This window comes from Stenotrophomonas sp. YJH_SMC_110 (assembly GCF_059369255.1).
In genome coordinates, this window is the sequence record NZ_JCAFSM010000004.1 from 163,562 (window position 1) to 185,971 (window position 22,410).

The following is a 22,410-nucleotide window of genomic DNA, read 5'->3' on the forward strand; positions in this document are numbered from 1 at the left end:
CAGATCCCTTTTCCCATTGGAAAAGGGATCTGACCCCGATCACATCGCGCTGGCCGATCAACCGCGCTGGCGCACGGCCTCGAACAGGCTGACGCCGGCGGCGACGGAGACGTTCAGGCTCTCGATCTCGCCCGGCATCGGGATCTTGACCAGGCCATCGCAGTTCTCGCGGGTCAGGCGGCGCAGGCCATCGGCTTCGCCGCCCAGCACCAGCGCGATATTGCCCTTCAGGTCCAGCTGGTACAGCGAGGCCGTGGCTTCACCGGCCAGGCCGTAGATCCATACGCCCTGCTTCTGCAGGTCCTTCAGGCAGCGCGAGAGGTTGGTCACCGCCACCACCGGGATCAGGTCGGCGGCACCGGCCGAAGTCTTGCGCACAGTGGCATTGACCGTGGCCGACTTGTCCTTCGGGATGATCACCGCGGTCGCCCCGGCGGCAGCGGCCGAGCGCAGGCAGGCGCCGAGGTTGTGCGGGTCCTGCACCTCGTCGAGCACCAGCAGCAGGGCCTTGCCCTCGGCCGCGGTGACCAGCCCTTCCAGCTCGTTCTCGCTGTAGGTACGGGCGGCGGCGTAGCGCGCGGCCACGCCCTGGTGGCGCACCGAACCGCCAACACCGTCCAGCGCCTGGCTGTTCACCTTGCGCACATCGATGCCCTTGCGGCGGGCGTTCTCTTCGATCTCGGTCAGGCGCGGGTTCTTCGCACCGGCCTCGACCAGCACTTCGCGGACGTTCTCGGCGTCGTTCTCGATGGAGGAGGCGACGGCGTTGACGCCGACAATCCACTGGCTGTTCTTGCTCATGCGGGCGGGGACCGGAAAGGGGGTGGCTATGGTAGAGCATCGGCAGGCCGGGCGCTGCGACCGGCCGCAGAGGGGCGTTACCGACTGCGCGGCGGCCAGTGCGGGGTGTCGTGGTCGGGGTGCTGGTGGGAGACGATGGTGGCCAGGAACTCCAGCGCGGCGACGTCGTCCTCGGTGCGCCGCGCCGGCAGGCCGGACAGGCTGTCGACGAACGGCAGCTTGCGCTCCACCCCGTACTGGATCGTCGGTGGCAGGCGTTCCGGCTCATCGAAGGCGCCGGCAGCCACGGCCACGCCATCCGGGGCTTCATAGGTCAGGGGTGTACCGCAGTCGGCGCAGAAACCACGCCGCACCAGGTTGGACGACTGGAAATAGCGCGGCTGGCCGCGGGTCCAGCTGAACTGCACGCCGCGCACGGATACCAGCGGCGCGTAATAGGCACCGAACGCCTTCTGGCACATCCGGCAATGGCAGATCGAGCTGTCGGTGAGCTCGCCACGCGCCTGGAAGCGGACCGCGCCGCACTGGCAGCCGCCACTGTATTCGGGTTGGCCTTGCATGCTGGGGTTCCTCCGGAACGTCGTGCCAACCAAGGTTGGCACCTACCGGGTGAGGTTGGCACCTACCGGGTGAGGTGGATGCCGACCGGGTGAGGTGGGTGCCGACCGTTGGTCGGCACACCTTTCAATACTTCTTCTTGGTGCGCTTGGCCGGCTTGCCCCGCTCGGGCGGCGGCGGCGGCAGGCCATCGCCCTCGTCCTCGCCCTTGTGCTCGACCAGGCGGAAGTCGATCTTGCGCTCTTCCATGCTGGCCTTCAGCACCAGGATCCGCACGCGGTCACCCAGCCGGTAGCTGCTGCCGCGGCGTTCGCCGGTCAGCGTTTTGCGGGTGGCGTCGAACTTGTAATAGTCCTGCGGCAGCTGGGTCACATGCACCAGGCCCTGCACCTTGGACTCGTCCAGTTCCACGAACAGGCCGAAGCTGGTCACGCCGCTGATCACGCCGTCGAACTGGCCGCCCACGTGCTTTTCCATCCACGCCGCGCGGTAACGCTCGTCGACCTCGCGCTCGGCTTCGTCGGCACGGCGCTCGCGCTCGGAACACTGCAGCGCCAGGGCCGCCATTTCGCGCGCGTTGTAGGTGAACTTGTCCAGCGGCTTGCCGGACAACGCATGCTTGATCGCACGGTGCACCAGCAGGTCGGGGTAACGGCGGATCGGCGAGGTGAAGTGCGCGTACGCCTCCAGCGCCAGGCCGAAGTGGCCGTGATTCTCCGGGCTGTAGATCGCCAGGCTCTGGCTGCGCAGCAACACCGATTCCAGCAGCGTGGCATCGGGGCGGTCGCGGATCTTCTTCAGCAGCTTGGTGTAATCGCCCGGGCGCACCTTCGACCACGGCGGCAGGCTCAGCTTGAACTCCTTGAGGAATTCCAGCAGGTCGGCGTACTTGGTTTCCGGCGGCTTCTCGTGGACGCGGTACGGCGCCGGCACATGGCGCGACAGCAGGTACCTGGCGGCCTCGACGTTGGCTGCGATCATGCACTCCTCGATCAGCTTGTGCGCGTCGTTGCGCACCAGCATGCCGGCCTGGGTCACTTCACCACGGTTGTCCAGCACGAAGCGCACTTCACTGCTTTCGAATTCGATGGCACCGCGCTTGGCGCGTGCCTTGGACAGCACCTTGTACAGCTGGTGCAGGCGCTGCACCTGCGGCAGCAGGTCGCCCATCCAGGCCTTGGTATCGGCATCGTCCTCGCCCACCGCCTTCCACACCTGGGTGTAGGTCAGGCGCGCATGCGAGTTCATCACCGCCTCGTAGAAGCGCGAATGCGTGACCAGGCCATCGCGGTCGATCTGCATGTCGCAGACAAAGCACATGCGGTCGACCTTCGGCATCAGCGAGCAGATGCCGTTGGACAGTGTCTCCGGCAGCATCGGCACCACGAAGCCCGGGAAGTACACCGACGTCGCACGCTTCTGCGCCTCTTCATCCAGCGGCGTACCAGGGCGAACGTAATTCGAGACGTCGGCAATCGCCACCACCAGGCGGAAACCCTCGGCATTCGGCTCGCAGTACACCGCGTCGTCGAAGTCCTTGGCATCCTCGCCATCGATGGTGACCAGCGGCGTGCTGCGCAGGTCGACACGGTCGCCAATCATCGCCGGCTCGACCACCAGCGGCACCGAGGCCGCTTCGTCCAGCACCTCCTGCGGGAACTCGAACGGCAGCTCGTGGCCATGGATGGCAGTCTCCACCACCAGCGACGCGGTCAGCTTGTCGCCGAGCACCGCGATGATGCGGCCGATCGGCGGGCGGCGGCTGTCCGGCGCCTGGGTCAGTTCACAGACCACCAGCTGGCCGTCGCGCGCGCCACCGGTCTGGTCCGGCGGCACCTGCACGTTGCGCTGCACGCGCTTGTCGTCGGGCACCACGTAGTTGATGCCCATCTCGATGCTGAAGCGGCCGATCAGGCGGGTCATGCCGCGCTCCAGCACGCGGGCGATGCTGCCTTCGCGACGGCCACGGTGATCGATCCCGGTCACGCGGGCCAGCACCTTGTCGCCGTGCATGACCTTGCGCATTTCATAAGGCGGCAGGAACAGGTCGTCGCCGCCCTCGACCGGGCGCAGGAAGCCGAACCCTTCCGGGTTGGCGATCACCACACCGGTGACCAAATTCAGGGTCTGGATCGGGGCGAAACCGCCGCGACGGTTCTGCACCAGCTGGCCGTCGCGGACCATCGCACCGAGCCGGCGCGACAGCGCTTCGGCCCGGTCCGGAGCGGTCAGGCCCAGGCGCGCGCCCAGTTCCTCGGCGGTCTGCGGCCCTTCGCAGCGCTCCAGCAGGGCCAGGATGGCCTCGCGGCTGGCGATGGGCTGTTCGTACTTCTCCGCTTCGCGGGCGGCATAGGGATCGTCGATCACCTTGCCGGCCGGCGGCAGCTTGCGGCCCGGGGCCGGGCCCGGTGCATCGGTACTGCGGACCTTGCGGCCGCGTGGCGGTGCACCGCCTTCATTCAATTCGGGGAACCAGCCCGGCAGCGGCTTGCCCGGCTTGGTGGTGCGGGCTGCACCCGCCTTGGCGCCCTTGTTCGGGGCCTGGCTGCGGGACTTGCTCCCGCCCTTGCTTGGTTTTTTGGTAGTCATCGCCCTACATGGTAGCCGCTGGCGGCGTGCAGAACGGGTCAGCGGTCGCCTTCAAGCGATCGCGTCAAAAATATTCAGGAAGTCGTTGACAGCCTGCGGATTCATCTTCACAATTGCGCCTCTGGAACGCCCAGGTGGCGGAATTGGTAGACGCACTAGTTTCAGGTACTAGCGGGTAAAACCGTGGAGGTTCGAGTCCTCTCCTGGGCACCAACGAAAAAACTCCTCGCTTCGGCGGGGATTTTTTTTGCCTGTGATCCGGCAGCCGGGGTCGGATTCCTTTCCAGAGGAAAGGGCTCTGGCCCCAAGCGAGTGAGATGGGGGGCAGAGCCCGTTTCGCATGCGCAACGGCAACCGACCCGGGATCAGCAAAAAGTGTTGACACCCCCGTCACGGCACCCCATAATCTCGCTCCTCGACGCCCAGGTGGCGGAATTGGTAGACGCACTAGTTTCAGGTACTAGCGGGTAAAACCGTGGAGGTTCGAGTCCTCTCCTGGGCACCACGTCGAGAATGAGAAAAACCCGCGAAAGCGGGTTTTTTCATGCCCCGGATCCGGCATCAGAACAACGGCCGCAGCACCAGTTCCAGCCCGAGCAGCAGCAGGAACCCCAGAAAGCAGGCGCGGAACACGCGCGCGCTGATGCGCTGCCGGATCACCTGGCCCAGCCACATGCCCAGCAGCGCCGGCAGCACCGCCAGCGCACTCAGCCCCAGCTGCTGGATGCCGAACGCACCGTGCAGCACCAGACCGGTGGTCAGCGAAATCGTCGACACGGTGAACGCCAGCCCGAGCGCCTGCACCAGCTCCTCGCGCTGCAATCCCAGCGACTGCAGGTACGGCACCGCCGGCATCACGAACACACCCGTCGCCCCCGTCACCACGCCGGACAGCGCACCCACCAGCGGCCCCAGCCAGCGCTCGCGCCGCTGCGGCACGCGGAACACCGGCGCGAGCAACGCATAGGCGGCATAGACCACCAATGCCACGCCCAGCGCAACGCGCGACCAGGTGCGATCGACCCGCACCAGCAGTGCGGCCGAACCCAGCGTCACCACCACCACGGCAAGCATCATCGGCCACAAACGCCGCACGATGTGGCCCAGCGACGGCCCGGACAGCAGTTGCCACGCATTGGTGACGAAGGTTGGAATGAACAGCATCGACGCCGCCGCCACCGGTGACAGGGTGCTGCCCAGCAGGCCCATCGCCACCGTCGGCAACCCCATCCCTGTCACGCCCTTGACCACGCCGGCCAGCACGAACACCACCACCAGCAGCAAATAGAAGTATGTCGATTCATGCATGGCTTCATTGGACCGGGCCCTCGCCAGGCGCACAATGCGGTCTTCCCGGCCCAGCCTTCGGCTGACCCGAAGGCGCCGGATCAGCAATGAGGCACGACATGCGGATGGACATCGCCGACCTGCGCCTGTTCCTGGCAATCGCCGAAGCCGGCAGCATCACCGCCGGCGCGGCACAGGCAAACCTGGCATTGGGTTCAGCCAGCGAGCGCCTGCGCACGATCGAAGCCGATGCCGGCACCGCGCTGTTGCACCGGCACCCACGCGGCGTCAGCCTGACCGAGGCCGGCGCCGCCCTCGCCCACCACGCACGCCTGATCCTGCAGCAGCAGGCACAGCTGCGTGGCGAACTACAGGCGTTCGCGCAGGGTGCGCGCGGCACCCTGCACCTGTATGCCAACACCGCCGCGCTGACCAACTACCTGCCCTCGCGGCTCGCGCCGTGGCTGGCCGAACGCCCACGCCTGCATGTGGAACTGCTGGAGCGCACCAGCCCCGAGGTCGTGCGTGCGATCAATGCGGGCCAGGCCGAGGCCGGCATCATCAGTGATGCGGTCGACGCTGCCGGCCTGCAGCAGCATGTGGTTGCCGAAGACCCGCTGGTGATGCTGCTGCCGGCCGATCACCGCCTCGCCTCGCGGCGCAGCGTGACCTTCGTCGAGGTTGCCGGCGAGACCTTCGTTGCCCTGGCCGATGGCAATGCACTGCAGACCTACATCGAGGACCAGGCGCGCGACATCGGGCGCCGCCTGGATGTACGCATCCGCATGAAGACCTTCGAAGGCGTGTGCATCATGGTCGGCCACGGCATCGGCGTCGGCATCGTGCCGCGGACCATCGCGCGCCAGCATCGGCGCAGCACGCACACCGTCGCCGTACCGCTCGCCGATGCGTGGGCGCAACGACGCCTGTGCGCGTGCTTTGCCGAGTGGACACGACTGTCACCGGCGATGCGCAGCCTGCTGCATCACCTGGGCGTGCAGCCCCAGAAAAAAGTGTGAAATGTTGTTGACACATCTTCTGTGGCTCCCCATAATTCATCTCCTGAGTCGCCCAGGTGGCGGAATTGGTAGACGCACTAGTTTCAGGTACTAGCGGGTAAAACCGTGGAGGTTCGAGTCCTCTCCTGGGCACCACGACTCAAGATGATCAAACCCGCGAAAGCGGGTTTTTTCGTTTCCGGGGTCTGGGAATTCACGCCCGAGATCCACCCATGCGTGGCGTGGATCCACCAAAAGAAAAACCCCGCCTTGCGGCGGGGTTTCTGCGTTTCAACAGCAATGAACGGTCAGTGCCCGCCGCCGGCGGCAGCACCTGCACCCGCGCCGAACGGCGGCTTGGCCAGCCACAGGAACGTGATGATCGCCAGGAAGATCCAGCCCAGCAGGAAGAAGATGTCGTTGAAGCCCATCTGCGATGCCTGGTGGTTGATCATGTTGTTCAGTACCGCTGCACCGTGTTGCAGGTCGCCCTGCCCCATCGCCGTCACCTGGTCCTGCATGCCGGGCTGATAGGCCGAGATGTGCTCGGTCAGGTCGGCATGGTGCACCTGGGTACGCCGCGCCCACAGCCACGTCGTCAGTGACGCCGCGAAGCTGCCACCCAGCGTACGCAGGAACGTGGCCAGGCCGGAGCCCGCCGCGATCTCGCGCCCATCCAGGTCCGACAGCAGGATCTGCAGCACCGGCATGAAGAACAGCGCGACGCCGATGCCCATGATCAGCTGCACGCCGGCCACGTGCATGTAGTCCACCTGCAGGTTGAAGTTCGAACGCAGGAAGCTGGTCATCGACAGCACGATGAAGGCCACCGTGGCCAGCATGCGCATGTCGAAGCGCGATGCGTACTTGCCGACGAATGGCGTCATGATCACCGGCAGGATGCCGATCGGCGCCGTCGCCAGGCCTGCCCAGATCGCGGTGTAGCCCATGTCACGCTGCAGCCACTGCGGGATCAGCAGCGCCACGCTGAAGAACGCCGCGTAGGCCACCACCATCGCCAGCGTACCGGCGCGGAAGTTGCGGTGCCGGAACAGCTTCAGGTCGACGATCGGATCCTTGTCGGTCAGCTCCCAGATCAGGAACACCGTCAGCGTCACCACCGCCACGCAGGCCAGCACCACGATCTTCATCGACGAGAACCAGTCCTCGTCGTTGCCCAGGTCGAGCACCAGCTGCAGGGCACCGACACCGATCACCAGGGTGACCAGGCCGACGTAGTCCATCTTCGGCTTCTCGATCTGCTCCGGGCGTCCCTTCAGCTGGTTGCCCACCACCAGCGCGGCGAAGATGCCCAGTGGCACGTTGATCAGGAAGATCCATTCCCAGCTGTAGTTGTCGGTGATCCAACCACCGAGGATCGGACCGCAGATGGGCGCCACCACCGTGATCATCGCCAGCAGCGCCAATGCCTGTCCGCGTTTCTCGCGCGGATAGATCGAGACCAGCAGCGACTGCGTGATCGGGTACATCGGGCCGGCCACGAAACCCTGCAGCGCACGCGACAGCACCAGCATGCCCATGCTCTGCGCCAGGCCGCACAGCAGCGAGGTGATGACGAAGGCCAGCGTGGCCCAGACGAACAGCTTGCGCTCGCCGAAGCGACGGCTGAGCCAGCCGGTCAGCGGCAGCGCGATGGCCGTGCTGACCGCGAACGAAGTGATGACCCAGGTCGCCTGCTGCGAGCTGGCGCCGAGATTACCGGCGATGGTCGGCAGTGAAACGTTGGCGATGGTGGTGTCGAGCACCTGCATGAACGACGCCATCGCCAGGCCCACGGTGCACAGGGCGACGCTGGGTGGCAGGAACCCGGAGGCCGCACCCGGCGCCGCCGGTGCACCCGGAGCGCCGGGTGCGGCTGGAGCTTGTGCGGACATGGCGACCTCAGCCCACCTTTGCCTGTTGCTGCGGCAGGTTGCCCTGGATGATCGTGTGGATCACCTCATCGGCATCATGCAGCTGCTTGGCATATACGTCGGTGTCGAACACGGTGCCCTTGGCCGGGGTGCTCGGCAGTACTTCACCCTTCTGGTCGCGCAGGCTCACTTCGGCCTTCATCGACAGGCCGATGCGCAGCGGGTGTTCGGCCAGCTGCTTGGCATCGATGGCGATGCGCACCGGCACGCGCTGCACGATCTTGATCCAGTTGCCGCTGGCGTTCTGCGCCGGCAACAGCGAGAACGCCGAGCCGGTACCCAGGCCCAGGCTCTGGATGCGGCCCTTGTACTTCACGTCACCGGCATACAGGTCCGACTTCAGCTCCACTTCCTGGCCCAGGCGCATATGGCGCAGCTGGGTTTCCTTGAAGTTGGCCTCGACCCACATCTGCTCGGTCGGCACCACGGCCATCAGGGCATTGCCCGGCTGCACGCGCTGGCCCACCTGCACCGAACGACGGGCAACGTAGCCGGTGACCGGCGCGACGATGCCGGCGCGGGCGTTGTTGAGGAAGGCCTGGCGCAGCTGCGCGGCGGCGGCCTGCACGTCCGGCTGGGTGGCGATCACGGTGTCGTCGACCAGCGCGCGGTTGCGCTCGACGGTCTCGCGCGAACCGGCAACGGCCGCTTCGGCCGCAGCCAGCTCGTCGCGGGCGTGGGCCAGTTCTTCGTTGGAAATGGCGCCAGTGGCGGCCAGATCCTTGCGGCGGGCGAAGTCCTCGCGCACGCGCTTCAGGGTCACCTGGCGGGCGTTCAGGTCCGCCTGCGCGCCTTCCACGCTGCGGTACAGGCCACGGGTCTGGCGCACGGTCTTGGCCAGGTTGGCTTCGGCCTGCTGCAGCGCCACCGAAGTGTCGGACGGGTCCAGCTGCACCAGCAGCTGGCCGCGCTCCACGCGCATGCCGTCATCGGCATTGATGGCGACCACGGTACCGGCCACCAGCGGGGTGATCTGCACCTGGTTGCCCTGCACGTAGGCATCGTCGGTCTCTTCGAACCAACGGCCGAACATGAAGTACCACAGCGCCAGGGCGGCAAGCAGCAGCACGACGATCACGAACAGGCCGCGCAGCAGGTTGCCGCGGCGGTTGGGGGCGGCCGGGGCCGCGGTGTCTTGGGTCTGGCTCATGGCGGGCGTCTTCAGGAATGCGAGGAATCGGAATGGGAGGCGATCGGTGCGCGGTCGGTGTCGGCGGGCTGGAAACCACCGCCCAACGCCTTGCTCAGGCGCACCGAGGTCTGCACCTGCTGCGACTGCAGGCCGGCCAGCTGCTGCTGCGACTGCAGCAGGGTGGACTGCGCGGTCAGCACGTCCAGGTAGCTGCCGATGCCGGCGCGGTAGCGCTGCTGGGCCAGGTCGAAGGCCGAGCGTGCGGTGTCCACTGCCTGCTGCTGCGCGTGCGCCTGCTGCGCCAGCGAGCGCACCGCGTTGACCTGGTCGGCGACGTCGCGCAGTGCATCGAGCACGGCCTGGTTGTAGTTGGCCACCGCCAGGTCGTACTGCGCGTCGGTGTTGGCCAGGTTGGCGCGCAGCTTGCCGCCTTCGAAGATCGGCAGGCTCAACGCCGGGCCGATGTAGGCGAAGGTCGAGCTGCTCTTCAGCAGGTCACCCACGTTCGGGGCGACCACGCCGGCCAGCGCGGTCAGGTTGAAGCTCGGGTAGAACTTGGTCTTGGCGACCTTGATCTGCTTGTCGGCCGCTTCCACGCGCCAGCGCGCAGCCACGATGTCGGGGCGACGGCCGAGCAGTTCGCTGGGCAGTACGCCCGGCAGCTGCAGTGCCATCGGGTTCAACGGCTGCGGGCGCTGGATCGACAGGCCACGGTCCGGCCCCTTGCCGACCAGTGCAGCCAGCGCGGTGCGGGCGGCGTCGATGCGCTGCTGCGCGGCCAGCACCTGCTGCTGCGCGGCCGGCACGCGGGCCTCGGCCTGGCGCACCTGCAGATCGCTGTCGATGCCGGCGCTGCGGCGCTGGCGGGTCAGCTGCAGCGATTTCTGCGAGCGGGTCAGTTCTTCCTCGGCCACGTCGTTGAGCTGCCACGCGTAGGCCAGGTCGGCATAGGCCTGGGCAATGCCGGTGGACAGGTTCAGGCGTGCGGCCTGGGCTTCAACGGTGGCGGCATGCGCGCCATCCACGGCGGCTTCCCAGGCAGCGCGCTTGCCGCCCCACAGGTCCACGCCGTAGCTGAAATCGAAGGCGACCTGGCTGCTGCCGCCATAGCGGCCGCCCATCTCGCTGCCGACCATCGACTCGGGCAGGCGCAGGCCGGTGTAGCCGCCGGACACCGACAGGCTGGGCAGCTCGTCGGCGCGCGCGGTACCGACCTGGGCCTGGGCCTGGCGCAGGCGCGCGTCGGCGGCGTCCAGGCTCGGATGACCGGCCAGGCCTTCGGCGACCAGTGCGTCCAGCTGCGCATCGCCCAGTGCCTTCCACCAGTCCTGCGCCGGGAAGCCGGCGGCGCTCAGGTCGGTGTCAGCCAGGGTGCGTTCGCTGTGCAGGCTGTCCACGTCAAGCACGTGGCCCTGCGGGTTGAGGCCACGACTGCTGGCGCAGGCGGCCAGGGCCAGCGCCAGCGCTGACACCAGCAGCGCGCGCCCGGACCGGCGGAGAGTGGAATGCGGGATCGGGTTCATGGGGTCGTCAGTGAATCGCGGATTCGGGTAAGGAGGGACAGCAGCAGCGTGCGCTCGTCGGCGGAAAGATCACGCAGCGCGTAATCCATCACCGCGTCGCCGCGCAGCTTCAGCCGCGCCCACAACGCACGGCCTTCGTCGGTCAGCACGATCTGCAGTGCCCGCCGGTCCTGCGCATGCGCCTCGCGGCGGACGCAGCCCAGCGCCTCCAGCTTGTCCAGCAGGCGGGTGACCGCGCTGGGCACCTGGTCGATGGCCTGGGCCAGTTCGTTGGCGGTGCAGGGCGCCATGTGGGAAAGCACCTTCAACCCGATGTAATGGGTGAAGCCGATTCCCAGATCTTCTTCCGCCATGGACGCGTCGAGTTGGCGCACCAGGCCGTCGCGCACCTGGCGCAGCAGCAGGCCGAAGCTGGGAGGAGTGGTTGCAGGACAGATCATGGGGGAGCATTCTCTTCCAAAAAAAATATTTCTCAATGGAAATATTCGATCTGGCATCGAATGCTGTGTTGCAGCAGCGGGCTCGATCAGTGAAGGCGCCTACCTTAATGATCTGGTCAGGTGGCCCGGTAGTACAATCCAGCCAATGGATGTCACATTTCAGCCAGCGGACATGATGAACAAGGCAGAAATTCAGGTTCCCAAACGCCTACTCAGAGATGAGGCACTGGACTGGTTCGAGCGCAACGACGGCCCGCCGGTCATCGCCTTCCGCTTCGACAGCCAGCAGGGCCTGGCCCGCGAGGTCGACTGGCACCACCACCAGCGTGCCCAGTTGATCTGCGTCGAACGCGGCCTGCTGACCACCCGCACCTCGCATGGCACGTGGTCGCTGGCGCCGGGCTCGGCCGGCTGGATGCCGCCGCTGGAACCGCACACCGTCACCCTCGACGGCCCGTTGCGCGGCTGGGGCATGGCACTGGCTGCACCGGCCTGCGCCACCCTGCCCGCCGCCCCCCTGCGTGCTGGGCCTGTCCAAGCTGGCGCAGGCGCTGGCCGACCGCATCTGCGAATGGCCGCTCGGCCATGACACCACGCCCGAGCGCCAGCACATCATCGACGTGCTGCTGGACGAGATCCGCACCGCGCCGCGCCAGCGCATGCACCTGCCGATGCCGCACGACCGGCGCCTGCTGAAGATCGCCTCGCAGTTGCTGGCCGACCCCTCCGACGAACGCAGCCTGGCCGAATGGGCGCATTGGGCCGGTCTGTCACCGCGCAGCCTGACCCGTCACTTCCGCGACGAGACCACGCTCAGCTTCGCCCAGTGGCGGCAGCAGGCGCGCCTGTCAGAGGCCCTGCGCCAGCTGACCGACGGCCGCAGCGTGGCCGACATCGCCCACGCGCTGGGCTTCAGCAGCGCCAGCGCGTTCGTTACCGTGTTCCGCCGCCACTTCGGGCTGCCGCCCGGTCGCTACCTGGCACGGGCCGGGCACGGCCTGGAAACCGGGCTGGACCCTGCGCGCGGCTTGGCATCCCCCGCCGCATCCGGATAATCACAGGATTGCGAGCGGCGACCGCCGTCGCCGCCTCCCGACAACAGGTAACAACGCCGCATGACCGAACTTGCCCGCCCCGTGTTCCACGGATTCGAACAACTGCCGCTGCGCGAGTACGCCGAACGCGCCTACCTCGACTACTCGATGTATGTGGTCCTGGACCGCGCCCTGCCGTTCATCGGCGACGGCCTGAAGCCGGTGCAGCGCCGCATCATCTATTCGATGAGCGAGCTGGGCCTGAATGCCGCGTCCAAACCGAAGAAGTCCGCGCGCACCGTCGGTGACGTCATCGGTAAGTACCACCCGCACGGCGACAGCGCGTGCTACGAGGCCCTGGTGCTGATGGCACAGCCGTTCTCGTACCGCTATCCGCTGATCGAGGGCCAGGGCAACTTCGGCTCCAGCGACGACCCGAAGTCGTTCGCGGCGATGCGTTACACCGAATCCAAGCTGCCCCCGATCGCCGAAGTGCTGCTGGGCGAACTGGGCCAGGGCACCACCGACTGGGCACCGAACTTCGACGGCACCCTGCAGGAGCCGACCTGGATGCCGGCACGGCTGCCGCACCTGCTGCTCAACGGCACCACCGGCATCGCCGTGGGCATGGCCACCGACGTGCCGCCGCATAATCTCAACGAGATCGTCAGCGCACTGCTGCACCTGCTGGACAACCCCGATGCCAGCGTGCGCGACCTGTGCGAGCACGTGCAGGGCCCGGACTATCCGTCCAGCGCCGAGATCATCACATCGGCCAACGACCTGCGGAACATCTACGAGACCGGCAACGGCAGCGTGCGTGCACGTGCGACCTTCACCAAGGAGGCCAGCAACATCGTGGTGACGGCGCTGCCGTTCCAGGTGTCGCCGTCGAAGGTGATCGAGCAGATCGCCGCGCAGATGCGCGCCAAGAAGCTGCCGTGGCTGGAGGACATCCGCGACGAATCCGACCACGCCAACCCGGTGCGCGTGGTGCTGGTGCCACGTTCCAACCGCGTCGACGCGGACCAGCTGATGGGCCACCTGTTCGCGACCACGGACCTGGAGCGCAGCTACCGCGTCAACCTCAACGTGATCGGGCTGGACGGCCGTCCGCAGGTGAAGAACCTGAAGATGCTGCTCAGCGAATGGCTGACCTTCCGCAGCAACACCGTCACCCGCCGCCTGCAGCACCGCCTGCAGAAGGTCGAGCGCCGCCTGCACCTGCTGGAAGGCCTGCTGGTCGCCTTCCTCAACCTGGACGAGGTGATCCACATCATCCGTACCGAGGACGAACCGAAGGCGGCGCTGATCGCGCGCTTCGGCCTGTCCGAGGAACAGGCCGAGTACATCCTGGAAACCAAGCTGAAGCAGCTGGCCCGCCTGGAAGAGATGAAGATCCGCGGCGAGCAGGACGAGCTGGCCAAGGAGCGCGAGAAGATCCTCGGCATCCTCGACAGCAAGGCCAAGCTGAAGAAGCTGATCCGCGACGAACTGACCGCCGACGCCAGGAAGTTCGGCGACGCACGCCGCTCGCCGCTGGTGCAGCGCCAGGCCGCGCAGGCCATCGACGAGACCGAGCTGGTGCCGAGCGAGCCGATGACCGTGGTGCTGTCGGAGAAGGGCTGGATCCGAGCGGCCAAGGGCCACGACGTCGATGCGTCCGCCCTGTCCTACCGCGACGGCGACGCCCTGCAGGGCGCAGTGCGTGCGCGCAGCACCCAGCAGGTCGCGTTCCTCGACAGCGAGGGCCGCGCCTACTCGACGCCGGTGCACACCCTGCCCTCCGCGCGTGGCAATGGCGAACCGCTGACCGGCCGCTTCTCGCCGGCAGCGGGTACCAGCTTCGTGACCCTGGCCAGTGCCGAGCCGGATGCCCGCTTCGTGCTGGCCTCCAGCCACGGCTACGGCTTCGTCACCCGCTTCGAGAACCTGATCGGTCGCAACAAGGCCGGCAAGGCGATGCTGAACCTGTCGTCCGGCTCGTCGGTGCTCACCCCGTCGATGGTCGCCAACGTGGCCACCGACCGCATCGTGGCGGTGACCAGTTCCGGCAACCTGCTGGCGATCGCCGCCAACGACCTGCCGGAACTGGACAAGGGCAAGGGCAACAAGATCATCGAGATCCCGAAGGCCAAGCTCGCCACCGAACGCGTGGTCGCCATCGTGGCGATCAGCCCGGGGCAGACCCTGCAGGTGCGCAGCGGCCAGCGCACCATGGGCCTGAAGTTCAACGAGCTCGACGCCTACCTCGGCGCCCGTGCCACCCGCGGCCACCTGCTGCCGCGCGGCTGGCAGAAGGTGGAAGGGCTGTCGGTCGAATAAGAGGTACGGGGGTCGGATCCCTTTCCATGGGAAAGGGCTCTGACCCCAGGCACGAAAAAGCCGGGGCATTCCCCGGCTTTTTCGTTGTCGGCTGGCGGGCGGTGGAGCGGCTGGCGGGCGAAGGCTGGCTGGCGGTGCTCCGGTGCTGGCGGGCGACAGAACGCTGTGCTGCTGGTGGAGCCGACCGCTGGTCGGCTGCTTTTGGCTCCTGGTAGAGCCGACCGCTGGTCGGCTGCTTTCTGCAGAGCAGCCGACCAGCGGTCGGCTCTACCAGAAGGCAGCCGAGCATTGGCTCGGCTCTACAAAAACGATGCCCGCTCAGTGCGCCGGGGCGCCGTTGCCGTCGATCTTGCTCAGCTGGTACAGCTCCAGGCCGATGCGCTTGATCAGGCCCAGCTGCTGCTCCAGCCACCAGGCGTGGTCTTCCTCGGTGTCCTTCAGCTGCGCCAGCAGGATGTCGCGGCTCACGTAATCGCCCTTCTCCTCGCACAGCTTCATGCCGGCGGCGAGATTGTTCCGAACGGCGTATTCAGTATCGAGATCCTTCTGCAGCATCTCCTCCACGGTCTTGCCCGGCTCGGTGGCATGCGGGCGCATGTCCGGGTCGCCACCCAGGAACAGGATCCGGCGGAGCAGCGCATCGGCATGCTGGGTTTCCTCTTCCATCTCGTGGTTCAGGCGCTCGTACAGCGCGAACAGGCCCTGGTCCTCGTAGCGGCGGGAATGGATGAAGTACTGGTCGCGCGCAGCAAGCTCGCCGCGCAGCAGTTCCTTCAGGCAGGCGATGACGTCCGGGTTGCCTTTCATGGGGGGGCTCCTGTGAATCGATGCGGCATAGGGTGCCGCATTTCAAAATACGGTGATCTAATCGGAATCAGTCGCAGTTGCGCCTGCGGCTACAATCGGCCCACGAGTTCGGAAAGGACGTGCGATGCGACGTACATGGCGTTGGGTGCTGGGCGTGTTGATCGCCATCGTGCTGGTCACCGCACTGGTGCTGTGGCTGCTGCTGCGCGGCAGCCTGGCCGACCTGGACGGCGAGCATGCGCTGCCGGGGCTGGCCAAGCCGGTCACCATCGAGCGCGATGGGCTGGGCGTGGTCACCATCACTGCCGGCAGCCAGGCCGACGCGATGCGTGCGCTCGGCCGCGTACACGCGCAGGAACGTTATTTCGAGATGGACCTGATGCGCCGCAGTGCCGCTGGCGAGCTGTCGGCGCTGTTCGGGCCGAAGGCCATCGACGCCGACAAGCGCATGCGCGTGCATCGGCTGCGTGCACGCACCGAGGCGAATCTGCAGGCCGCACTGGGCGACAACGGCACGGCCGTGCGCGCCTACGTGGATGGCGTCAACGAAGGCCTGGCCGATCTCTCCGTGCGCCCGTGGGCCTACCTGCTGCTGCGGCAATCACCACAACCGTGGCAGGCCAGCGACAGCGTGCTGACCGGGCTGGCCATGTATGCCGACCTGCAGGACCCCGGCAACCAGACCGAGCTTGCGCTCAGCCGCATCCGCGCAGTGGTGCCGCCGGCGCTGTACGCGCTGATCGCCCACGACGGCACCGAATGGGATGCGCCGCTGTTTGGCGACCCCACCGGCAACGCCGCCCTGCCCGATGCCAGCCAGCTGGACCTGCGCACATTGAAGGGAAAAACGGGCACTGAGCAGGAAGAGGGCGACGTCATCGGCAGCAACAACTTCGCGGTGGCCGGCGCGCTTACCGCCGACGGCCGCGCCATCGTTGCCGACGACATGCACCTGGGCCTGCGTGCACCCGGCCTGTGGTTCCGCGTGCGCCTGCGCTACCCCGACCCGCAGGCCGCCGGCGGCCAGGTCGATGTCACCGGCTTCTCCCTGCCGGGCCTGCCGGCGGTGATCGTCGGCAGCAACGGGCACGTCGCCTGGGGCTTCACCAACAGCTACATCGACACGGCGGACTATCGCACGGAACCGGCCAACGCCGCCGTGACCGTGCACGAAGAGCGCATCGCCGTGGCCGGCCAGGCCGACGTGCTGTTCGCGGTGCGCGAAACCGACTGGGGGCCGATCCTGCATACCCATGCCGATGGCAGTGGCGACGCCCTGCGCTGGGTCGCACACCTGCCCGGTGCCGTACGCCTGGATTTCGCTGACCTGGCCCGCGCCGGTGACCTCGACGGTGCACTGCACTTCGCCGACCGTGCCGGCATCCCCGCACAGAACCTGGTGGTCGGTGATCGCAGCGGGCGCATTGCCTGGCGCCTGATCGGCGCTCGCCCGGACCGCGGCCCCGGCTGTGCACCGGCCGGCTTCAATGCCGCCAGCAACCAGGGCTGCGCGCCGTGGCCGATCCGCAGCGATGCCTCGCCGGCATTGATCGATCCCCCCAACCATCGCCTGTGGACCGCCAATGGACGCGTCCTCGACGGCGAGGCACTCGCCAGCGTCGGCAACGGCGGCTATGACCTGGGTGCGCGGGCGCGGCAGATCCGCGACCTGCTGGCAATCCAGGAGCGCTTCGACGAGCACGACCTGCTGGCGATCCAGCTCGACGACCGCGCGGTGTTCCTGCAGCGCTGGTGGGCTCTGCTGCACGACGTCATCGAACGCAGTGACGACCCTGCGCTGAAGCGTTTGAAGGAGGCCAGCCATCAATGGGGCGGGCGCGCCTCGGCCAGTTCGGTCAGCTACCGGGTGGTGCGTGAATTCCGCACGCAGGTCATGGCCACGCTGTCCGATGCACTGCTGGCCCCGGCCAACGCGCAGCTGGGCGATGCCTACCTGGACCCACGCCTGGCACAGCTGGAAGGCGTGGCCTGGCCGATGCTGGAACAGCGCCCGGCCAACCTGCTGCCACCGGCCTTCGACAGCTGGGATGCGCTGCTGATCGACGCCGCCCGCCGTACCGAGGGTGAGCTGGCCAAGCAGGGGCCGCTGGCCAAGCGCAGCTGGGGTGAACGCAATACCGCGGCGATCTGCCACCCCATCGCACGGGCGCTGCCGGACATCGCCAAGCGCTGGCTGTGCATGCCCGCCGACCGCCTGCCCGGCGACCGGGACATGCCGCGCGTGCAGACGCCGAACTTCGGCGCCTCCGAGCGCATGGTGGTCTCGCCCGGCCACGAGGCCGACGGCATCGTGCACATGCCCGGCGGCCAGAGCGGCCATCCGCTGTCACCGTACTGGGGTGCCGGCCACGAGGACTGGGTGCATGGGCGCCCGACACCGTTCCTGCCGGGCAAGACGCAGCACGTGATGACACTGGTGCCAGCGCGGTAGTGCCGGCCGCTGGCCGGCATCCATGCAGGTGTGTCCAGCATCATCAGGTTGCCGGCCAGCGGCCGGCACTACCGTTCAACGCTCAGGCCCTGCGCCGTTCGATCAGGTTCAGCAGCGGCCCGGTCATCGCCGTGGTCACCAGTGCCATGATCACCAGCACCGCGAACAGGCGGTCACCGAGCAGGCCCAGCTCATACCCCAGGTTGAGCACGATCAGCTCCATCAGGCCGCGGGTGTTCATCAGCGCGCCCAGCCGCCACGCTTCGCGCGTGGGCATGCCGGCACTGCGCGCGGCACTGAAGGTGCCCAGCAGCTTGCCCGTCGTGGCCACCGCGATCACCACCACGCACAGCACGATGTCGCTGGCCTGCAGCGCATCGGCGCGCATGCGCAGCCCGGTCATGGCGAAGAACAACGGCAGCAGCAGCGTGACCGCGAACGGCTCGACACGTGCCATCAGCAGGTCACGCAGCTGCGCGTTGGACGATACCGCGACACCCGCAGCGAACGCGCCGAACAGCGCGTGGATGCCCAGCATCTCGGTGACCAGCGCACTGCCCAGCGACAGCAGCAGGATGCCGAGCAGCCAGCGCCCCTCACGGCCCGGCGCAATCTGCCGGCGCGCGAACCACGGCTTCACCAGCCCCAGCATCAGCGCCACGAACGCGACCACGCACACCAGGTTGAGGCTGGCCGGCAACCAGCCGCTGGCCTGGGCGGCAGCCACGATCAGCGCCAGCAGGCACCACGCGGTGGCATCGCCCAAGGCAGCGCAGGCGATCGCGGTCTGCCCCAGCGGCGTCTGTGTGATCCCGCGGTCGGCCAGGATGCGCAGCAGCACGGGGAAGGCCGTGATGCTCATCGAGATGCCTACGAAAAGTGCGAATGCGGTGAAGCCCACACCCTGTGGGCCATGCTGCGGATACAGCCAGATCGCCAAGGCGACGCCGAGCACGAACGGCACTGCAATGCCGGCATGGCTGACGGTAAAGGCGAAACGCCGACGGCCACGCAGCGCCGCCAGGTCCAGTTCGGCACCGGCCACCAGCAGGAACATCAGCACGCCCAGCTGGCTGAGCATGCCCAGCGGGCCCAGCGAACTGGCCGGGAACAGCGCACCATGCAGCTGCGGCAGCAGGCTGCCAAGCACCAGCGGCCCCATCATCAGGCCAGCGGCCATTTCGCCGATCACCGCCGGCTGTCCCATGCGCTTGAGCAGCGCCCCCGCGCCCTTGGCCACCAGCAGCAGTACCAGCAGCTGCAGCAGGAACAGGCCCAGCGGAGACGCCAGATGCTGCACCCAGCCGCCTTCGGCGGCGACGGAGGCACGGGCAACCGCCTCGGGCGCCGCCGGCCCGGCATACCGCGCCAGCAGCACGCCAGCCAGCAACGGAACCCCGGCCCACGCCAGGTAGCGCCATCCCCATTTCGTGGGCGGCGCGTTGCCGCCTGCCTGTACGTCCATGAACATTCCCCAATGTGCAGGGGGCGATCATACAAAAAGGGGACGGAGGGGATTAAGGCGTTAATGGCACAAACGACTTAATCCCCTCCGTCCCCTTTTGGGGGTGCTCAGGCCAGTGCCTGCTCGTGCACGCCGGCGATCGCGCGACCGGAGGGATCTGCCGCCGCGGCGAAGCTGGCGTCCCAGGCGATGGCCGCGGGCGACGAACAGGCGATCGACTTGCCTCCCGGCACGGTCTCGGCCGCTGCCCGGCTCGGGAAGAACTGCTCGAACAGGTGGCGGTAGTAGTACGCCTCCTTGGTCTGCGGCGGGTTGTGCGGGAAGCGCTTGTCGGCCGCCGCCAGTACACGGTCGCTCACCTGCGCCTCGGCATGTGCCTTCAGCCCATCGATCCAGCCATAGCCCACGCCATCGCTGAACTGTTCCTTCTGCCGCCACAGGATGCTGTCCGGCAGGTAGCCGTCGAACGCCTCGCGCAACACGGCCTTCTCAATGCGGCGGCCGCCAAAACCGGCACCGACCATCTTGTGTGCGGCATCGAAGCGCATCGCCACATCGAGGAACTCACGGTCGAGGAACGGCACGCGTGGCTCCACGCCCCAGGCCATCATCGACTTGTTGGCGCGCAGGCAGTCGTAGTTGTGCAGGGCGTCGAGCTTGCGTACCAGCTCGTCGTGGAATTCACGCGCATCCGGTGCCTTGTGGAAGTACAGGTAGCCACCGAAGATCTCGTCGCTGCCCTCGCCGGAGAGCACCATTTTCACGCCCATCGCCTTGATCCGCCGCGCCAGCAGGAACATCGGCGTCGATGCGCGGATGGTGGTGACGTCGTAGGTCTCGATGTGGCGGATCACCTCCGGCAGCGCATCGAGGCCTTCCTCGAACGTGTACTCGAAACCGTGATGCACGGTGCCCAGCGCTTCGGCGGCGATCGCTGCGGCGGCCAGATCGGGTGAGCCCTTCAAGCCGATCGCGAACGAGTGCAGGCGCGGCCACCAGGCTTCGGTCTGTCCCCCATCCTCGATGCGACGACGTGCATAGCGCGCGGCCACCGCCGCCACCAGCGACGAGTCCAGGCCACCGGACAGCAGCACGCCATAAGGCACATCGCTCATCAGCTGGCGCTCCACCGCATGCTCGAACGCCTGGCGCAGTTCAGCCAGATCGGCCTGGCGGCCCTGCACGTCGGCGTAGTCGCGCCACGGTTGCTGGTAGTAGCGCACCAGCTCACCGCTGGCACTGTCGAAATAGTGGCCCGGCGGGAACTGCGCGACATCGGCACAGGTATCGACCAGCGCCTTCATTTCCGAGGCCACGCGCAAGCGCCCCTGGGCATCGTGGCCCCAGTACAGCGGCACCACGCCCACCGGGTCGCGCGCCACCAGCACGCGTCCACTGTCACGGTCCCACAGCGCGAAGGCGAAGATGCCGTTGAGCTGTTCCAGCCACTGCGCCGGCGCGCCGCCCTGGCGGTAGAGCGCGTTGATCACCTCGCAGTCCGAGCCGGTCTGGAAGTCGTAGGTGGTGGTCAGCGCCGCCTTCAACGCCTGGTGGTTGTAGATCTCGCCGTTCACCGCCAGCGCCAGCTGGCCATCGGCCGACAGCAGCGGCTGCGAACCACCGGCCGGATCGACGATGGCCAGCCGTTCATGGACCAGCAGCGCACCTTCGTCGAGGTACACGCCGCTCCAGTCCGGGCCACGGTGGCGCTGGCGTTGCGACAGTTCCAGCGCGTGGCGGCGCAGGGTGGGAAGATCGTCACCGGCCTGCAGGCCGAAGATTCCGAAGATCGAACACATGGGGGAGCTCCTGTTGGGGAATTTCACGGGTGGGAAGGTGTTCGACCGGCCATCCAGGCCCGGGCAGGCTGCGCCCGGGCACAAAAAAACCCGCATCGGCTGATGCGGGTTTTCTGGTGTCCGGGCGTGTGTTGCTGTCTATCTACCCAGGGCGCAGTCCCGCATCGGCCGCGCACGATTATTCGCGCGCAGATTATTGCGGTTGTTGTTATTGACGGCGGTGGCCAGGCGGATCGACATGGCATCGACCCTACCCCGCTTTCCGGCGCAGCGCAACCGTTGCGTTGGCAACCACTCCCCGGCGCGCATAATGGCGCGCCGTGAAACGTGTAATGGAAATGCAACACCGCACTGGACGCAACGTGGCGCTGGCCGCCCTGCTCTGCCTGGGCCTGGTCGCCTGCCAGACCCTGGCCCCACCGTCGCCCCTGCCGCCGGCCCAGCTGCAGGGCCTGGAACAACGCGGCACCGACGGCAGCTTCGAGGGTGCCTTTGACACTGCGCAAACCTTCGAGCGCTTCAACGATCCACGCGCCATCGCCTACTACGAGCGTGCCGCCGCGGTCACACCCTGGACCTTCCACAACACCAAGGCGGAAGAAGCGCTGGGACGGATCTGGATCTCCGGCACGCTGCGGCATGCCGACAGCCCCCACATCAACCCGGCACCGGTGCTGCGCGCGTCCTGGCGACGTGGCGAACGCGCGTATCTGGCGGCCGCCTACCACGGCAATCCCTATGCGTTCTACGAACTCGCCAAGGCCTATCGTCAGCGAGGCGACGCGCAACAGGCGCTGCGCTGGGACCTGCGCGGAATGATCTACGAGCGCTACCCGAGTTCATCGTCACGGCTACCGGATGCGGTGGCCGCACAGGATGGCACCGTGCATCCACTGGTTGCGCAGATCCAGCGCCGCGCCGAGCGTGGCGATGCCGAAGCGCAGGTAGACCTGGGCGCGCTGCTGGAAAAGGGCATGGGACTGCCGCGCGATCCCGCACGTGCGCTGCAGCTGTACCAGCGTGCCGGCGAGAAGGGCAATGTGTTCGGCCAGTACTTCGCCGGACTGCTGCTGGGCCGCGGTGCACCGGGCGTGGAGAAGGACACCGACGCAGCCGCACGCTGGTTCGCCCGGGCCGAGGCGCAGCGCTTCTACATGGCAGCGCCGAGCTACTGGGAAAAAGCGGTCGAGCCGCCGTTCTTCATTTTTTCTGAGTAGAGCCGAGCCACGCTCGGCTGGGCATTCCCTGCAGAAGCAGCCGAGCATG

The 22,410-nt window shown here is 67.4% G+C and carries 15 protein-coding genes, 3 tRNA genes and 1 pseudogene; 8 read left to right on the forward strand and 11 right to left on the reverse strand.

What is annotated here, in order from left to right:
• Positions 1 to 57 precede the first annotated feature (57 nt).
• The 3 genes from rlmB to rnr all read right to left on the reverse strand — a co-directional run bounded on the left by rlmB (position 58) and on the right by rnr (position 3,948).
• The gene (rlmB, locus tag AC5P6H_RS09885) at positions 58 to 801 is read right to left on the reverse strand and encodes a 23S rRNA (guanosine(2251)-2'-O)-methyltransferase RlmB (protein WP_005408775.1); all 744 of its coding nucleotides are present in this window, start codon (positions 799 to 801) and stop codon (positions 58 to 60) included.
• A gap of 77 nt (positions 802 to 878) precedes the next feature.
• Positions 879 to 1,361 (reverse strand): GFA family protein, encoded by a 483-nt coding sequence (locus AC5P6H_RS09890; protein ID WP_445391480.1) that lies wholly within the window; start codon positions 1,359 to 1,361, stop codon positions 879 to 881.
• A gap of 124 nt (positions 1,362 to 1,485) precedes the next feature.
• Positions 1,486 to 3,948 carry a ribonuclease R gene (rnr, locus tag AC5P6H_RS09895; RefSeq protein WP_445391479.1) on the reverse strand — a complete coding sequence of 821 codons (2,463 nt, stop codon included), beginning with the start codon at positions 3,946 to 3,948 and terminating at the stop codon, positions 1,486 to 1,488.
• Positions 3,949 to 4,076: 128 nt separating this feature from the next.
• On the opposite strand from rnr, the gene AC5P6H_RS09900 reads away from it, so the two are divergent.
• Both AC5P6H_RS09900 and AC5P6H_RS09905 read left to right on the forward strand, forming a co-directional pair.
• A tRNA-Leu gene (locus tag AC5P6H_RS09900) sits at positions 4,077 to 4,161 on the forward strand.
• Positions 4,162 to 4,368: 207 nt separating this feature from the next.
• Positions 4,369 to 4,453: transfer RNA gene (locus AC5P6H_RS09905), tRNA-Leu, on the forward strand.
• Positions 4,454 to 4,509: 56 nt separating this feature from the next.
• Here AC5P6H_RS09905 and AC5P6H_RS09910 read toward each other — a convergent pair.
• Positions 4,510 to 5,256, reverse strand: a complete 747-nt coding sequence (locus tag AC5P6H_RS09910; protein WP_014646526.1) for a sulfite exporter TauE/SafE family protein — start codon at positions 5,254 to 5,256, stop codon at positions 4,510 to 4,512.
• 98 nt (positions 5,257 to 5,354) lie between these two features.
• On the opposite strand from AC5P6H_RS09910, the gene AC5P6H_RS09915 reads away from it, so the two are divergent.
• Together AC5P6H_RS09915 and AC5P6H_RS09920 are read left to right on the forward strand one after the other, a co-directional pair.
• On the forward strand, positions 5,355 to 6,254 hold the full coding sequence (locus AC5P6H_RS09915) for a LysR family transcriptional regulator (protein ID WP_134966017.1): 900 nt from the start codon (positions 5,355 to 5,357) through the stop codon (positions 6,252 to 6,254).
• Between the two features lie 50 nt (positions 6,255 to 6,304).
• Positions 6,305 to 6,389 (forward strand) — tRNA-Leu (locus AC5P6H_RS09920).
• 152 nt (positions 6,390 to 6,541) lie between these two features.
• On the opposite strand, the gene emrB is transcribed toward AC5P6H_RS09920, so the two are convergent.
• From emrB to emrR, 4 genes are read right to left on the reverse strand one after another with little or no spacing between them, the layout of a single operon-like run.
• Positions 6,542 to 8,128, reverse strand: coding sequence for a multidrug efflux MFS transporter permease subunit EmrB (gene emrB, locus AC5P6H_RS09925; protein ID WP_005408769.1), 1,587 nt, complete (start codon positions 8,126 to 8,128; stop codon positions 6,542 to 6,544).
• Between the two features lie 7 nt (positions 8,129 to 8,135).
• Positions 8,136 to 9,317: a multidrug efflux MFS transporter periplasmic adaptor subunit EmrA gene (gene emrA / locus AC5P6H_RS09930; protein ID WP_032956867.1), complete on the reverse strand. Its 1,182-nt coding sequence runs from the start codon at positions 9,315 to 9,317 to the stop codon at positions 8,136 to 8,138.
• 11 nt (positions 9,318 to 9,328) lie between these two features.
• On the reverse strand, positions 9,329 to 10,822 hold the full coding sequence (emrC, locus tag AC5P6H_RS09935) for a multidrug efflux transporter outer membrane subunit EmrC (RefSeq protein ID WP_046429738.1): 1,494 nt from the start codon (positions 10,820 to 10,822) through the stop codon (positions 9,329 to 9,331).
• Positions 10,819 to 11,262 carry a multidrug efflux system transcriptional regulator EmrR gene (gene emrR / locus AC5P6H_RS09940; RefSeq protein WP_014646521.1) on the reverse strand — a complete coding sequence of 148 codons (444 nt, stop codon included), beginning with the start codon at positions 11,260 to 11,262 and terminating at the stop codon, positions 10,819 to 10,821. Before emrR ends, emrC begins: the two co-directional genes overlap by 4 nt.
• Positions 11,263 to 11,437: 175 nt before the next feature.
• Between emrR and AC5P6H_RS09945 the strand changes: the two are divergent.
• Positions 11,438 to 12,317, forward strand: a pseudogene (locus tag AC5P6H_RS09945) (helix-turn-helix domain-containing protein).
• A gap of 60 nt (positions 12,318 to 12,377) precedes the next feature.
• A complete protein-coding gene (gene parC / locus AC5P6H_RS09950) occupies positions 12,378 to 14,621 on the forward strand; it encodes a DNA topoisomerase IV subunit A (protein WP_495202570.1) in 2,244 nt (747 codons plus the stop codon).
• Between the two features lie 318 nt (positions 14,622 to 14,939).
• Here the strand turns inward: parC and bfr are convergent, their stop codons facing one another.
• The gene (bfr, locus tag AC5P6H_RS09955) at positions 14,940 to 15,428 is read right to left on the reverse strand and encodes a bacterioferritin (protein ID WP_005408763.1); all 489 of its coding nucleotides are present in this window, start codon (positions 15,426 to 15,428) and stop codon (positions 14,940 to 14,942) included.
• Positions 15,429 to 15,552: 124 nt separating this feature from the next.
• Here bfr and AC5P6H_RS09960 point away from each other — a divergent pair, with 124 nt between their 5' ends.
• Positions 15,553 to 17,880 carry a penicillin acylase family protein gene (locus AC5P6H_RS09960; protein WP_075075667.1) on the forward strand — a complete coding sequence of 776 codons (2,328 nt, stop codon included), beginning with the start codon at positions 15,553 to 15,555 and terminating at the stop codon, positions 17,878 to 17,880.
• A gap of 82 nt (positions 17,881 to 17,962) precedes the next feature.
• Here AC5P6H_RS09960 and AC5P6H_RS09965 read toward each other — a convergent pair whose 3' ends face one another.
• Both AC5P6H_RS09965 and asnB read right to left on the reverse strand, forming a co-directional pair.
• Complete coding sequence (locus tag AC5P6H_RS09965) at positions 17,963 to 19,351, reverse strand: cation:proton antiporter domain-containing protein (RefSeq protein WP_014646517.1); 1,389 nt, start codon at positions 19,349 to 19,351, stop codon at positions 17,963 to 17,965.
• Between the two features lie 101 nt (positions 19,352 to 19,452).
• Entirely contained in the window at positions 19,453 to 21,144 is a 1,692-nt protein-coding gene (gene asnB / locus AC5P6H_RS09970; RefSeq protein WP_046429732.1) for an asparagine synthase B, read from the reverse strand.
• 338 nt (positions 21,145 to 21,482) lie between these two features.
• On the opposite strand from asnB, the gene AC5P6H_RS09975 reads away from it, so the two are divergent.
• Positions 21,483 to 22,361: a tetratricopeptide repeat protein gene (locus AC5P6H_RS09975; protein WP_495202597.1), complete on the forward strand. Its 879-nt coding sequence runs from the start codon at positions 21,483 to 21,485 to the stop codon at positions 22,359 to 22,361.
• Positions 22,362 to 22,410 lie beyond the last annotated feature (49 nt).

Coding starts and splice junctions, on each gene's coding strand:
- rlmB (WP_005408775.1), bottom strand. CDS start 801: ATGAGCAAGAACAGCCAGTGGATTGTCGGCGTCAACGCCGTCGCCTCC.
- AC5P6H_RS09890 (WP_445391480.1), bottom strand. CDS start 1,361: ATGCAAGGCCAACCCGAATACAGTGGCGGCTGCCAGTGCGGCGCGGTC.
- rnr (WP_445391479.1), bottom strand. CDS start 3,948: ATGACTACCAAAAAACCAAGCAAGGGCGGGAGCAAGTCCCGCAGCCAG.
- AC5P6H_RS09910 (WP_014646526.1), bottom strand. CDS start 5,256: ATGCATGAATCGACATACTTCTATTTGCTGCTGGTGGTGGTGTTCGTG.
- AC5P6H_RS09915 (WP_134966017.1), top strand. CDS start 5,355: ATGCGGATGGACATCGCCGACCTGCGCCTGTTCCTGGCAATCGCCGAA.
- emrB (WP_005408769.1), bottom strand. CDS start 8,128: ATGTCCGCACAAGCTCCAGCCGCACCCGGCGCTCCGGGTGCACCGGCG.
- emrA (WP_032956867.1), bottom strand. CDS start 9,317: ATGAGCCAGACCCAAGACACCGCGGCCCCGGCCGCCCCCAACCGCCGC.
- emrC (WP_046429738.1), bottom strand. CDS start 10,822: ATGAACCCGATCCCGCATTCCACTCTCCGCCGGTCCGGGCGCGCGCTG.
- emrR (WP_014646521.1), bottom strand. CDS start 11,262: ATGATCTGTCCTGCAACCACTCCTCCCAGCTTCGGCCTGCTGCTGCGC.
- parC (WP_495202570.1), top strand. CDS start 12,378: ATGACCGAACTTGCCCGCCCCGTGTTCCACGGATTCGAACAACTGCCG.
- bfr (WP_005408763.1), bottom strand. CDS start 15,428: ATGAAAGGCAACCCGGACGTCATCGCCTGCCTGAAGGAACTGCTGCGC.
- AC5P6H_RS09960 (WP_075075667.1), top strand. CDS start 15,553: ATGCGACGTACATGGCGTTGGGTGCTGGGCGTGTTGATCGCCATCGTG.
- AC5P6H_RS09965 (WP_014646517.1), bottom strand. CDS start 19,351: ATGTTCATGGACGTACAGGCAGGCGGCAACGCGCCGCCCACGAAATGG.
- asnB (WP_046429732.1), bottom strand. CDS start 21,144: ATGTGTTCGATCTTCGGAATCTTCGGCCTGCAGGCCGGTGACGATCTT.
- AC5P6H_RS09975 (WP_495202597.1), top strand. CDS start 21,483: ATGCAACACCGCACTGGACGCAACGTGGCGCTGGCCGCCCTGCTCTGC.